The organism is Streptomyces sp. NPDC058632 (assembly GCF_042717095.1).
Taxonomy (GTDB): domain Bacteria; phylum Actinomycetota; class Actinomycetes; order Streptomycetales; family Streptomycetaceae; genus Streptomyces.
This window is the reverse complement of record NZ_JBHXQZ010000025.1, coordinates 53,831-67,361: the sequence shown is the minus strand read 5'-3', so window position 1 is coordinate 67,361 and position 13,531 is coordinate 53,831. Positions and strand designations below refer to the sequence as shown.

Annotated in this window: 10 protein-coding genes; 1 reads left to right on the top strand and 9 read right to left on the bottom strand. The window is 69.1% G+C overall.

Annotation, left to right across the window (positions count from 1 at the left end):
- Positions 1–69 precede the first annotated feature (69 nt).
- Positions 70–450 (top strand): NTP pyrophosphohydrolase, encoded by a 381-nt coding sequence (locus ACFWVE_RS12395; protein WP_384011724.1) that lies wholly within the window; start codon positions 70–72, stop codon positions 448–450.
- Positions 451–526: 76 nt separating this feature from the next.
- Here the strand turns inward: ACFWVE_RS12395 and ACFWVE_RS12390 are convergent, their stop codons facing one another.
- The 9 genes from ACFWVE_RS12390 to ngcE form a co-directional block, all read right to left on the bottom strand.
- On the bottom strand, positions 527–2,050 hold the full coding sequence (locus ACFWVE_RS12390) for an amino acid permease (protein WP_384011720.1): 1,524 nt from the start codon (positions 2,048–2,050) through the stop codon (positions 527–529).
- 165 nt (positions 2,051–2,215) lie between these two features.
- A complete protein-coding gene (gene dxs, locus ACFWVE_RS12385) occupies positions 2,216–4,138 on the bottom strand; it encodes a 1-deoxy-D-xylulose-5-phosphate synthase (protein ID WP_384011714.1) in 1,923 nt (640 codons plus the stop codon).
- Between the two features lie 246 nt (positions 4,139–4,384).
- Positions 4,385–5,674 (bottom strand): sugar ABC transporter permease, encoded by a 1,290-nt coding sequence (locus ACFWVE_RS12380; RefSeq protein WP_384011711.1) that lies wholly within the window; start codon positions 5,672–5,674, stop codon positions 4,385–4,387.
- Positions 5,671–6,462, bottom strand: coding sequence for an ATP-binding cassette domain-containing protein (locus tag ACFWVE_RS12375; protein ID WP_384011708.1), 792 nt, complete (start codon positions 6,460–6,462; stop codon positions 5,671–5,673). Before ACFWVE_RS12375 ends, ACFWVE_RS12380 begins: the two co-directional genes overlap by 4 nt.
- A 191-nt stretch (positions 6,463–6,653) precedes the next feature.
- Positions 6,654–7,754, bottom strand: coding sequence for a substrate-binding domain-containing protein (locus tag ACFWVE_RS12370; RefSeq protein ID WP_384011768.1), 1,101 nt, complete (start codon positions 7,752–7,754; stop codon positions 6,654–6,656).
- 133 nt (positions 7,755–7,887) lie between these two features.
- Positions 7,888–9,099: an ROK family protein gene (locus ACFWVE_RS12365; protein WP_384011705.1), complete on the bottom strand. Its 1,212-nt coding sequence runs from the start codon at positions 9,097–9,099 to the stop codon at positions 7,888–7,890.
- Positions 9,100–9,363: 264 nt separating this feature from the next.
- On the bottom strand, positions 9,364–10,296 hold the full coding sequence (locus ACFWVE_RS12360; RefSeq protein WP_384011703.1) for a carbohydrate ABC transporter permease: 933 nt from the start codon (positions 10,294–10,296) through the stop codon (positions 9,364–9,366).
- 3 nt (positions 10,297–10,299) lie between these two features.
- Positions 10,300–11,226 (bottom strand): carbohydrate ABC transporter permease, encoded by a 927-nt coding sequence (locus ACFWVE_RS12355; protein WP_384011700.1) that lies wholly within the window; start codon positions 11,224–11,226, stop codon positions 10,300–10,302.
- A 112-nt stretch (positions 11,227–11,338) separates the two neighbouring features.
- Positions 11,339–12,835: an N-acetylglucosamine/diacetylchitobiose ABC transporter substrate-binding protein gene (ngcE, locus tag ACFWVE_RS12350; RefSeq protein ID WP_384011697.1), complete on the bottom strand. Its 1,497-nt coding sequence runs from the start codon at positions 12,833–12,835 to the stop codon at positions 11,339–11,341.
- Between the last annotated feature and the right edge of the window lie 696 nt (positions 12,836–13,531).

The following is a 13,531-nucleotide window of genomic DNA, read 5'->3' as shown; positions in this document are numbered from 1 at the left end:
AGGGGGCGGGCCGCACGGATGGTTTCCGTGCGGCCCGCCCCCTGTGTCGTTCCGTGGGAGCCTGGCCGCATGGAGAACAGCGCCGCTCTGCTCGTGATCGTCGACTCCGCGAACGTCGTCGGGTCGGTGCCCGACGGGTGGTGGCGGGACCGCCGGGGCGCCGCGGAGCGGCTGCGGGACCGGCTGGCCGAGCATGGGCTCCCGGGCCGTACGGACCCGGCGGACCCGGCGGAGATCGTCCTGGTGGTGGAGGGGGCCGCGCGGGGCGTGGAGTCGGTGCCGGGGGTGCGGGTGGAGTCGGCGCCGGGCAGCGGCGACGACCACATGGTCGGCCTGGTGGCCGGGGCGGGTGGACGGCCGGTCCTGGTCGTCACCGCCGACCGCGAGCTGCGGCGCCGGGTGACCGCCCTCGGCGCGACGGTGGCCGGCCCGCGGACGGTCCGCCCCTGACGACCTGTCCGGCGAAAGCCCCCGGCCCCGTGCTCCGCGCCGGGGGGCGGTTCGCACGGGCCGGGAGCCATGAGCCCTACCGGGGTGCCGGGCCCGGCGGTTCCGCGGGCTCGACGGGGCCGACCCCCTCGCCGCGGCCCAGGCGGCTGTGGCCGCGGCTGTAGAGGAAGTAGACGACGACGCCGATCGCCATCCAGACGCCGAACCGCACCCAGGTCTCGGCGGGCAGGTTCAGCATCAGCCACAACGAGGCGGCGACCGACAGGATCGGCAGGAACGGCACCCACGGGGTGCGGAAGGCCCGCGGCAGGTCGGGACGGGTACGGCGCAGGATGATCACGCTGAGCGCGACGATGACGAAGGCGAAGAGCGTGCCGATGTTGACGAGTTCGGCGAGTTCCGTCAGCGGGGTGAAGCCCGCGAGGATCGCGATGACGACGCCGAGCAGGATGGTCGGCCGGTGCGGGGTCCTGAACCGGGGGTGGACGCGGGAGAAGAAGCGGGGCAGCAGTCCGTCCCGGCTCATCGCGAAGAACACCCGGGTCTGGCCGAGCAGCAGGATCATGCAGACCGTGGTCAGGCCGACGGCGGCGCCGAAGCTGATGAAGCCCGCGTACCAGGGATGCCCGGTGGCCTTGAACGCGTCCGCGAGCGGGGCGTCCACGGACAGCTCGCTGTAGTGCTGCATACCGGTGACGACGATCGACACGGCCACGTACAGCACGGTGCAGATGAACAGCGAGCCGAGGATGCCGCGGGGCATGTCCCGCTGCGGGTTCCTGGTCTCCTCGGCGGCCGTGGCGACGATGTCGAAGCCGATGAAGGCGAAGAAGACCACCGAGGCGGCGGTGAAGATGCCCAGCACGCCGAAGTTGGACGGCGCCCAGCCGAAGATCAGCTGGATGAGCGGTGAGTCGAGACCGGCGCCGGCCTCGACGGGCTGCGCCTTCGGGACGAACGGGTCGTAGTTGTCGGCGGTGACGAAGAAGGAGCCGGCGATGATGACGACGAGGACGACGATCACCTTGATGGCGACGACGATCGAGGTGACCCGGGCGGACAGCTTCATGCCGAGGACGAGGATGCCGGTGAGGACCAGCACCAGGGCGGCGGCGAGGATGTCGAAGCCGAAGCCCTCGGCGCCGTCCCGGACACCGAGCGAGGCGGGCAGCTGCCAGCCCGCGTTGTCCAGCAGCGAGTGGATGTACCCGGACCAGCCGACGGCCACCACCGCCGTGCCGAGCGCGAACTCCAGGACCAGGTCCCAGCCGATGATCCACGCGGGCAGTTCGCCCAGGGACGCGTACGAGAAGGTGTAGGCGGAGCCCGCCACCGGGACGGTGGAGGCGAACTCGGCGTAGCAGAGCGCGGCGAGCGCGCAGACGACTCCGGCCACCGCGAAGGCCAGGGCCACCGACGGCCCTGCGTTGTTCTTGGCGACCGTACCGGTGAGGACGAAGATGCCGGTACCGATGATGACACCGACACCGAAGACGGTCAGATCCAGCGCGGACAAGGACTTCTTGAGCGCGTGCTCCGGTTCCTCGGTGTCACGGATGGACTGCTCGACCTTCTTCGTCCGGAAGAGGGTGTTGCTCACGGATACCTCCCACGCTGCGTCGTCCCCGGCATGGTCGAGAGGGGACCTGAAACGTGTGCCCCGGCACAAACGTGTTCACGCGAACGGGTCGCCCGTACCACTCTTCACAGTGGCACGGGCGACCCGTTCGGGCGTATCGGCGGGAGGTGTCGGTTCCGTCGCGCCTCAGTCGCGGGCCGGTTCCACCGAGTCGGCGGCGGAGCGCGCGTATCCGCCGTCCAGCTTCGAGACCAGGCCGGTGACCTGGCGGGCGATGTCCGGGGCGGTCAGGCCGATCTCCGCCATGACCTCGGCGCGCGAGGCGTGGTCGAGGAAGCGCGGCGGGATGCCGAAGTCGCGCAGCGGTACGTCGACGCCGGCGTCGCGCAGGGCCTGCGCGATCGTCGAGCCGACCCCGCCGACGCGGGAGTTGTCCTCGACGGTGACGACGACGCGGTGCTTCTCGGCGAGCGGGGCCATGGCCTCGTCGACCGGCTTGACCCAGCGCGGGTCGACGACGGTGGTGGAGATGCCCTGCCGGTCGAGCAGGCCGGCGATCTCCAGGCACATCGGCGCGAGGGCGCCCACGGAGACCAGCAGCACGTCCGGGGCGTCGGTGCCGGGCTCGCGCAGGACGTCCATGCCGCCGACGCGGCCCACGGCCGGTACGGCGGGTCCGACGGCGCCCTTGGAGAAGCGGACCACGGTCGGCGCGTCGGTGACCTGCACGGCCTCGCGGAGCTGGGCGCGGACCTGGTCGGCGTCGCGCGGGGCGGCCAGCCGCAGCCCGGGGACGACCTGGAGGATCGACATGTCCCACATGCCGTTGTGGGAGGCGCCGTCGGTGCCGGTGATGCCGGCCCGGTCCAGGACGAAGGTGACGCCGCACTTGTGCAGGGCCACGTCCATCAGCACCTGGTCGAAGGCGCGGTTGAGGAAGGTGGCGTACACGGCGAACACGGGGTGGACCCCGCCGTGGGCCAGGCCCGCGGCGGAGACGGCGCCGTGCTGCTCGGCGATGCCGACGTCGTAGACCCGGTCCGGGAACCGTTTGGCGAACCGGTCGAGGCCGACGGGCTGGAGCATGGCCGCGGTGATGGCGACGACGTCCTCGCGCTCCTCGCCGAGCCTGACCATCTCCTCGCCGAAGACGGACGTCCAGTCGGCGCCGGAGGAGGCGATCGGCAGGCCCGTGTCGGGGTGGATCTTGCCGACGGCGTGGAAGCGGTCCGCCTCGTCCGCGAGGGCGGGCTGGTAGCCGCGGCCCTTCTCGGTGAGGCAGTGCACGATCACCGGGCCGCCGAAGCCCTTGGCTCGGGTGAGGGCGGACTCCAGTGCCTCGATGTCGTGGCCGTCGATGGGGCCGACGTACTTCAGGCCCAGGTCCTCGAACATGCCCTGCGGGGCGATGAAGTCCTTCAGGCCCTTCTTGGCGCCGTGCAGGGTGTCGTAGAGGGGCCTGCCGACGACCGGGGTGCGCTCCAGGAGCTCCTTGGTGCGGGCCAGGAAGCGCTCGTAGCCGTCGGTGGTGCGCAGGGTCGCGAGATGGCTGGCGAGGCCGCCGATGGTGGGCGCGTAGGAGCGCTCGTTGTCGTTGACGACGATGACCAGCGGGCGGTCCCCCGCGTCGGCGATGTTGTTCAGCGCCTCCCAGGCCATGCCGCCGGTGAGCGCGCCGTCACCGATGACGGCGACGACGTGGTCGCCGGTCTTCCTCAGCTGGTTGGCCTTGGCGAGGCCGTCGGCCCAGCCGAGGACGGTGGAGGCGTGGCTGTTCTCGATGACGTCGTGCTCGGACTCGGCCTGCGAGGGGTAGCCGGAGAGGCCGCCCTTCATCTTCAGCCTGGAGAAGTCCTGCCGGCCGGTCAGCAGTTTGTGCACGTAGGACTGGTGTCCGGTGTCCCAGAGCACCTTGTCCCTGGGGGATTCGAAGACACGGTGCAGGGCGAGGGTGAGCTCCACCACGCCCAGGTTGGGGCCGAGGTGGCCACCGGTCTTGGAGACCGCGTCGACGAGGAAGGTCCGGATCTCCTCGGCCAGCCGGTCCAGCTCCTCCAGGGTGAGCCGGTCCAGATCGCGCGGTCCCCTGATACGGGTCAGCAGCGGCACCCGTGCCTCCTTGCAGTAGAGCTGATCGAGCTGTTGCCGGGCTCGTCGAGTCTAATGTTCCGCTCCGGCGCCCTGCGTCCGGGCGGTGCGTCGTACGTCACGCCTCCCGGCCCCACCCGTGATCGGACCGCGCTACGGCACGTGACACGGCACGTGACACGGCACGTGACACGGCATGCCTGTGCCCGGCACCGCACGGGTACCGGGCACAGGACGTGCTTCGCGGACGTGCCGCCGCGGGAGCGGCTAGGCGCGGCCCGCCGTCTTCTGGGTCTTGCGGGTGATGGCGTCGATGACGACGGTCGCCAGCAGCACGCCACCGGTGATCATGTACTGGACCGGCGAGGCGATGCCCTCGAGGGCGAGGCCGTACTGGATCGAGACGATCACCAGGACACCGAGGAGCGCGTTCCAGGTGCGGCCCCGGCCGCCGAAGAGGGACGTACCGCCGATCACGGCCGCGGCGATGACGTTCATCAGGAACTCACCGGTGCCCGCGCCCTGGTTGGCGGAGGCGATCTTCGAGGCGACGAAGAGGCCGCCGATCGCGGCGAAGGTGCCGGCGATCGCGAAGACCGAGATCCGGACCATCTCCACGTTGATACCGGCACGGCGGGACGCCTCGACGCTGCCGCCGAGCGCGAAGACCTTGCGGCCGTAGGCGGTGCGGCGGAGCACGAAGTCGGTGAGCACGAGCACCGCGAGGAAGATCACCACGGCGAGCGGGAGGCCCTTGTGCTGGTTGTAGACGATCGCCACCACGAAGGCGACGACGGCCAGCAGCACGGTGCGCACGATGATGTCGTTCAGCGGGCGCGAGGGGATCCCGGCGGCCTCGCGGCGGCGGTTGCCCAGGAACGCGGTGGCGAAGTACGCGACGACGGCCACGACGGCGAGGCCGTAGGCGGCCGCGACATCGGTGAAGTAGTAGCTCGTGAACTTCCCGACGATGCCGTCGCTGTCCAGGTTGATCGTGCCGTTGCTGCCCAGTATCTGCAGCATGAAGCCCTGCCAGAACAGCAGGCCGGCCAGGGTCACGGCGAAGGCGGGGACGCCGATGCGGGCGAAGACGAAGCCGTGGATGATGCCGGCGACCGTGCCGGTGAGGATGGCCAGCACCAGGGCCAGCACCTCGTTCATCCCGTGCGTGACGTTCAGCACCGCGAAGGCGGCGCCCGCGACACCGCTGACCGAGCCGACCGACAGGTCGATCTCGCCGAGCAGCAGCACGAAGACGACGCCGACGGCGATCATGCCGGTGCCGACCATGGCGACGGACATGTCGGAGAAGTTGCCGGCGGTGAGGAAGTTGGAGTTCAGGCCGGTGAAGATGGCCCAGATGACCACCAGGCCGATGATGACGGGGACGGACCCGAGGTCGCCGGCCTTCATCTTGCGCTTGAACTCGCCCAGATAGCCGGCGAAGCCCTGCTCGCGGACCAGCAGCCGGGGGTCGACGGCGGTGACCGCCGCGGTGGCCGCCTCGGTGTTCTCGACCGTGTGGTCCGCGGGCGTCGAGGTCTTTTCGGTGCTCACTTGCTGACCTCCCCATTGGTACGCGCCGCACGACGGGTCACGGCGTTCTCCGTGGCGCCCGTGATGGCGGAGATGATCTCTTCCTGCGAGGTCGACTTGACCTCGAAGATGCCGTTGTTGCGCCCGAGGCGCAGGACGGCGACCTTGTCCGCCACGGCCTTGACGTCGGCCATGTTGTGGCTGATGAGGATGACCGCGTGGCCGCGCTCGCGCAGCCGCTCGACCAGGTCGAGGACCTGCGCGGTCTGCTCGACGCCGAGGGCGGCGGTGGGCTCGTCGAGGATCACCAGCTTGGGCTCGCCGAGCATGGACCGGGCGATCGCCACGACCTGGCGCTGACCGCCGGAGAGCGAGGCGATCGGGATGCGGACGCTGGGGATGCGGATCGACAGTGTGTCGAGCAGTTCCCGGGAGCGGCGCTCCATCTCCACCTCGTCCAGGACACCGCGCTTGCGGATCTCCCGGCCCAGGTAGAGGTTGCCGACGACGTCGATGTTGTCGCACAGCGCGAGGTCCTGGTAGACCGTCGCGATGCCCAGGCCCTGGGCGTCGTGCGGCCTGTTGATCTGGACGGCCTTGCCGTCCCACTCGATGACGCCCTCATCGATGGGGTGCACGCCGGCGATCGTCTTGACCAGCGTGGACTTTCCGGCGCCGTTGTCGCCCACCAGGGCGACCACCTCGCCGGCACGGACCTCAAGCTCTACGTCGGTGAGCGCCTGGACGGCACCGAAACGCTTGGAGACCCCGCGCAACGCCAGCACGGGCGTAGCGGACACGTGAACCATCTCCTTCGCCGCCTGACCCGGCGGGAGGTTGTGCAGAAGTTTGGGGGGTGTTCCGACCGGCGCCCCGCGTAGCTTGCGGGGCTGGTGTGTGCGGGGCGCCGGCGGAGCTCATGGCAGTCGGCCCCCTACGGGAGTCCGGTCCGGACTCCCGTACGACTCGGGGGACTTGGGGACTGCGGGGATCAAACGGTCTACTTGAGACCGATCTTGTCGCAGGCGGCCTTGTACTTGGCCGTGCAGATCTCCTCGACGGTGTAGACGCCGTCCTTGATCACGGTGTCGTTGATGTTCTCCTGGGTCAGCGACACGACCGGGACGAGCACCGAGGGCACGCCCTTGGTGGTGGGGCTGTCGACCGAGTCCTTGGCGATGGAGTCCAGCGACTTGCCCTGGGCGAGCGCGACGGCCATCTCGGCGGCGGCGTCGGCCTCCGGGGCGTACGGCTTGTAGACGCTCATGTACTGCTCACCGGTGACGATGCGCTGCACACCCGCCAGTTCGGCGTCCTGGCCGGTGACCGGGACGTCGATGCCGGCGGCCTTCAGGGCGGTGATGATGCCGCCCGCCATGCCGTCGTTGGCGGAGTAGACGCCGACGATCTTGTCCTTGCCGATGGCGGAGATGGCGCCTTCCATGTTGGCGTTGGCGTTCTCCGGCTTCCACTCCTTGGTGTCGTACTCGCGGCCGACCTTGACCTTGCCGTCGAGGACGGCGTGCGCGCCCTCCTTGAACAGGGCGGCGTTCGGGTCGGTGGAGGAGCCGTTCATCATGACGATCTGGCCGTCCTTGGCCTTGTCGCCCAGCGCCTCGAGCAGGGCCTCGCCCTGCGTCTTGCCGACGGTCACGTTGTCGAACGAGGTGTAGGCGTCGATCGGGCCCTCGGCCAGGCGGTCGTAGGCCACGACCGGGATGCCGGCGTCCTTGGCCTTCTTGACCGAGCCGGCGATGGCCTTGGCGTCCACCGCGTCCAGGATCAGCACGTCGACCTTGTTGGTCACCATCGTGTCGACCTGCTGGTTCTGCTGGCTGGCGTCCTGCTTGGCGTTGGCGTAGATGACCTCGGCCTTGTTGTTCGTGAGCTCCTTGATCTTCTTCTCGATCAGGGGCTTGTCGAACTTCTCGTACCGCGCGGTCTGGTTCTCCGGCAGGAGCAGACCGACCTTGATGTCGTCGCCCTTGGCGGCGGAGTCGCCCGAGTCGCTGCTGTTGTCACCGGACTCGGCGGCACTGCCGCAGGCGGCGAGAGAGACGGCCAGCGCACCGGCGGCAACGGCAATGGCGGTACGACGCATACGCGTGTTCACTTCAGAAACCTCCCTGACGAGGCCGCGACATTGCGACCGAGGTGGCTGGAAGTCAACTCGGCCACACGTGCGACGTCAAGAAGTAAATCCTTAACGAGATGGCAACGGTGCCAATCGTTCTCTAAGTGAAGGCAGGGGAGGCCGCGGTGAGGGTGCCGTTCGCCGTACCGTCCAACAGGGTCGAATCGCCCATTTCGCTCAGGGCGAGGGCGAGCGCGCCGAGCACCTCCGCACGGCCCCCAAGTGCCCCGGGAAGCACGGACAGTTGGCGTGCGGCGCTGGGGATCGCGTAGCGTCCGACGGACTCCCTTATGGGCCCGAGGACCAGCTCGCCGGCCTCGGCGAGGTCACCGCCGAGGACCACCCGGCTCGGGTTCAACAGATTGCAGAGATTGGCGACTCCACTGCCGATGTGGCGGCCCACGTCGGCGATCACCCTGCGGCAGCCCGGATCGCCGTCCCGCGCCAACCGTACGACACCCTCCATGGTCAGATCCGTGCCATGGCTGGGCTGGAGCAGGGGCAGCACGTAACGGGCCGCCGTGAAGGTCTCCAGGCAACCGCGGTTGCCGCAGCGGCAGACGGGCCCGGACTCGTCGAGTGTGATGTGCCCGATCTCCCCCGCGGTGCCGCCCGGCCCCCGGTAGATCTTCCCGTCGATCACCAGACCGGCGCCGACACCGCTGGCGACCTTGATGTACGCCAGGTCGCGCACACCCCGGCCGCTGCCCCAGACCATCTCGCCGAGGGCGCCCAGGTTCGCGTCGTTGTCCACGTGCACGGGCACGCCGAGCCGCCCCCGCAGTTCCTCGGCGGGCCTGGTGCCGGTCCAGCCGGGCAGGATCGCGGTCGAGCCCAGGGTGCCGGACTCCACGTCGATCGGCCCGGGCACGCCGAGGCCGACCCCGGCGATCTTGGCACGGTCCACGCCGGTCGCCTCGATCAGCCGGTCGACCAGTTGTTCGGCCCGGTCGAATCCCTGGGCCGCGGAGGCGTCCACGTCCAGCGGCTCGGACTCCTCTGCCAGTACCTGGTGCGCCAGGTTCCCGACCGCCACCCGCAGGTGGGTGTGCCCGAAGTCCACTCCCACGACGATCCCGGCGTCCCCGCTGAGCGACACGCTGCGGGCCCGGCGGCCGCCCGACGAGGTGGGCGTGACCTCGACGGTCCCGCTCTCCTTCAGCTCCCGGACGATGTTGGACACCGTCGCCGCGGACAGGCCCGTGGCCCTCGCGATCTCGGCCTGGGTGAGGGAGCCCGCCAGACGTACTGCTCGAACGACCCGTTCAAGATTGGCTCGGTGCAGCGACGACTGCGACCCCGGAGTCTCCACGACGACCTCCTGCGCGCGGGGCCGCTTCGATGAGGCCCCGTTCCGTGTCCAACTAGTGAACTCTAAGATGAGCCGTTCGGGTCGCCTCCCGTCAAGAGGTTGAACCGTTTCCAGGTCCTTGGACGCCCTCGCACCCGCCGCTCCCTGGAGCGGGAGCCGCGGGTGCGCGGGGCAATCCGGAGGGTGACTTCAGAGGGTCCGGGGACGGCTCCCGGGGGCGCCTCCCGAGCAGCGCCGGCCGACCGCCCGGAAAAGGGCCGGAGGCTACTTCAGGGCGCCCGCGGTGAGGCCCTGCACGACCTGGCGCTGGAAGACGACGTACGCGGCGAGCACGGGGAGCATCGCCATCACCAGGCCGGCGAAGAGACCGGACCAGTCACCCTTGTAGCCCTGGCTGACGGCCAGCTGCACCAGGCCCTGGGTGAGCACGTGCTTGTCCTCGTCGGTGTTGAGCACGGTGGGCAGCATGTACTGGTTCCACTGGCCCAGGAAGTTGAAGATCCCCACGCTGATCAGGCCCGGCTTGGCCATCGGGAGCATGATCTGGAAGAACGTCCTGCTGTGCGAGGCGCCGTCCACGAACGCGGCTTCCGCCACACTGCTGGGCAGTGTCCGGAAGAACGCGGTCAGGAAGAACACCGTGAACGGCAGCGAGTACGCGATGTAGACCAGGATCAGTCCGTGGATCGTGTTCAGCAGGCCCATGTTGTTGACGACGTAGAACAGCGGGACCAGGGCGAGCATGATCGGGAAGCTCATGCCGCCGATGAACAGGTAGTAGATGAACCGGTTGCCCGGGAACTCGAAGCGGGCCAGCACGTAGGCGGCCATCGAGCCCAGCACCAGGGTGCCGATCAGGGAGCCGCCGACCACGAGGACGGTGTTGAGGAAGTAGTCGCTCATGTCGGCCTGGGTCCAGGCCCGCGACCAGTTGTCGAAGTGCAGCGGGTCCGGCAGCGACCAGGGCGAGTTGAAGATGGAGGCGTCGTCCTTGAAGGACGTCATCACGGCCCACAGCAGGGGCAGCACCACCATGATCGCCCAGATCACCAGGACGCCGTGCGAGAAGACGTTGAGGACGCCGCCCTCCCGCTTCTCCTTCGGCTCCTTGGCGGGCGTACCGGGCGGCGGGCCGTCCTTGGTGAGGGTGACACCGGACTCGGCCGGTACGGGAGCGGGGGGCTCGGTCGTCTTCATCGATCAGTACTCCAGCCGCTCGCGCCGCCCCAGCTTCATCACGAGGGCGGCGAACGCCAGCGTGACGAGGAGGAGGGCGACACCGATGGTGGTGGCGTAGGCGGCCTGTCCGTCGCGGAACGCCTTCTGGTACACGTACAGGACCATGACGGTGGTCGAGTAGTCGGGGCCGCCGGGGCCGGTCGTCATGATCTGTACGACCGCGAACGACTCGGCGCCCAGCGCGAGGATGCCCATGTAGACCCAGCCGGACTGCACGGTGTCCCACAGCAGCGGCAGGGTGATGCGGAAGAAGGTCGTGAAGCGGCCGGCGCCGTCCAGCAGCGCCGCCTCGTAGAGGTCCAGCGGGATGGACGCCATACCGGCGGAGAAGAGGACCACGAAGAAGCCGACCGTGGACCAGACGAGGACCGCCATCACGCACCACAGGGCGAGGTTCGGGTCGCCCAGCCAGATGGGCTGGATGCCGTCGAGCCCGATGCCGCGCAGCAGTGAGTTGATCGCACCGCTGTCCGGGTTGTACGCGAACGCGAACAGCAGGGCGACGATCGCGATCGAGAGCACCTGCGGGAAGAAGTAGACGATCTTGTAGAAGGCGGATCCCCGGACCCCCGAGATCACCGGCCCGCCGCGGCGCCGCCGGCCGCCCACATTGATCATGAAGGAGAGGAACAGCGCCAGACCGATCGTCACCACCGGTACCAGCAGGGCGAACAGCAGGCTGTGCTGCAACGACTTCCAGAAGATGTCGTCGTCCAGCATGCGTGTGTAGTTGGCGAACCCGACCATCTCGAAGTCGGGACTCAGGCCGGTCCAGTCCGTGAACGAGTAGTAGATCGACTGGATGAACGGCCAGACGACGAAGAGCGCGTACAGCCCCAGGGGAACCGCCAGGAACCCCACGATGAACCGGTACTTGCCGTGCTGCATGTGCTACGACCCCGATCTGCGCGCGGGCTGCCACCGGGGCCCGCCCGGCAACGGTGTTCCGGACGGGCCCCGGTGACGGGTGCTCACTGCCTGCTCCGGCTGACCCGGTTGTTCACTGGTGCTTGTAGTGCTTGATCGACGAGTCCTTGGCCGTCTCGTCGGCGAAGGACTGGATCTTCTTGACGGTCTCGGCCGGGGTCGCGCGGCCGGCCATCATCTCGCCGAGCCCGGAGACGCCGATCTTCTCCTTCTGGAGCTGCACGTACCAGTCCTGCAGGCGCGGGTTCACCACGTTCTCCCCGGCCACCTCCAGCGCGGCGACACCGGACTTCAGGCCCGGGGTCAGCTCGATGCCGTCGGTGCCGCCGTTGTAGGCGGTCAGTGACTTCACCTTGCCGGTGAAGTTCTTCGAGGACGCCTCGCTCAGCATGATGCGCAGCTGCTCCATACCGCCGGCGCCGTTCGCCGCCTTGGCGGGGACGACGAAGGGTTCGCCGCCGGAGGCCCAGATGGTGCCGAAGGGCAGCTTGTCGGAGGAGTCCAGGCCGGTGGGCGCGGAGACCGCGAGGCCGAAGTCGCCGGGCATGACGTTCGCCGCCTCGTTCTCCACCCAGGAGCCGTTCGGGATGAACAGCGCGTCGCCCTTGGCCCAGGCGGTCTGGGACTGGATGTGGTCCAGGCCCGGAGTGCCCCTGAGGACGTAGCCCTTCTGCTGGAGCTCGTAGTAGGCCTCGAAGCACGCCTTGACGGCGGGGTGCTTCCAGGCGTTCGGCTCCAGGTTGTCGATGGCGTCGAGCACCTCGCGCCCGCCGACCTTGCCGATCATCGGGTACAGCGAGAAGGGGATGTAGTACGGGTACTTGCCGGCGTAGGTCCAGCCGGCCATGCCCTTCTTCTTGGCCTTCGCGCAGACCGCGAGCATCTGGTCCCAGGTCTCGGGGTACTGCTCGTCGAGCGAGTCCAGCGCCTTCTGCGAGTACCAGACGCCGTAGACCGTGTAGGCGTAGTAGAGGATCCAGACCTGCTCGCCGTCGAACCGGCCCATCTCGACGATGCCGGGGCGCAGCGTGTCACGGACCTTGGTGCCAGGGTCGTCGTAGGAGGGTGCGTCCAGCAGCGGGGTGAGGTCGGTGAGCTGCTTCTTGCCGACCAGGGTGCCCATGTCCATCTGCTCCGCGCCGGAGTTGTCGATGAGGTCGGGCGGGGTGCCCTGGTTGAAACGCGGCTGCAGGGTGGACTGGATCTTCTGCGTGGCGGAGAACTTCACCGTCGCCCCGGGGAAGGCCTTTTCGTACACCTGCACGGCGTCCTCGGCGTACTCCTTGCCGAAACCGCCGTCGAACAGGACGAATTCCATCTGCGCGGTGTCATTGACGCCGAGCGGGTTCTTCGCGGTCTTCTTGCCCGCCTCGGCCTTCTCCTGGTCGTCCCCGCCGCCGCTGGCGCACGCGGACAGGAAGCTCATCGTGGGGACGGAGATCAGGCCGAGCGCCGCGGACCGTTTGATCAGATCGCGGCGGCCCACTCCCGCGGCCGGGCGGACGGGGGTGCGATGGCCGAAAACGCCTCGCTCGCGGGCGCCGTCGTACTCGGCGGAGTTGGATCCCATGCTCAAGTCCTCGCCTTCTCCAGGACTCAGGCGGTGAACCGGATCCTCCCCGGCACCGCGTTCGGGTCATGCTGGGTCGTGCAGGAAGTGCGGCAGTACAGGACGGGATGACGTGTGCTGTTCGGGAGCTGTGAAGAAACCCCGGAGTGCCGACAGGTATAGTCCACTTTCCTCCGGCGGAGCAAGATCGAACACAAGGTTCGCCGGTGGTCTTTTCCGAGTTGAGACCTGGCGGAAATATGAGCGCCCGTCGCGTTCCGAAACGGAAGAATCCCTGCTCTCGAACCCGAATGCCGCATCCAACGCCCTTGACACCACCCGGGGCAGGAGGCCAGGGCGTCCGCGTCCGAGGAAGAGGTGGAGTGCGCCGGCCGATGGCGCCCGGGTTCACGCGTCCCGCGCGGACACCGTGCGCGGGAACCGGCAGGTCGGCCCCTCGCTCACCAGGTCGGCCGCGCGAACCGCTACTTCGCCCGGTCGTCGACTGCCCGTCCCCGGAGATGCGGGCAGCGACTCGTGGCCGTCTCCCCCGGTCCCCGGAGTGGCCGCCCTGCCTGTCTCGGGGACGTGCCGCACCGGCCCCTCCGTGATGCCCCGGCAGGCGAGGAAGCCGGGCCGGCGAGTGGGCACGGAACGAGCCGGGTGTCGGGCCGGTCCACGAGGACGGGGTTCCGCTCCTCGTCGTGCGCATTGTCA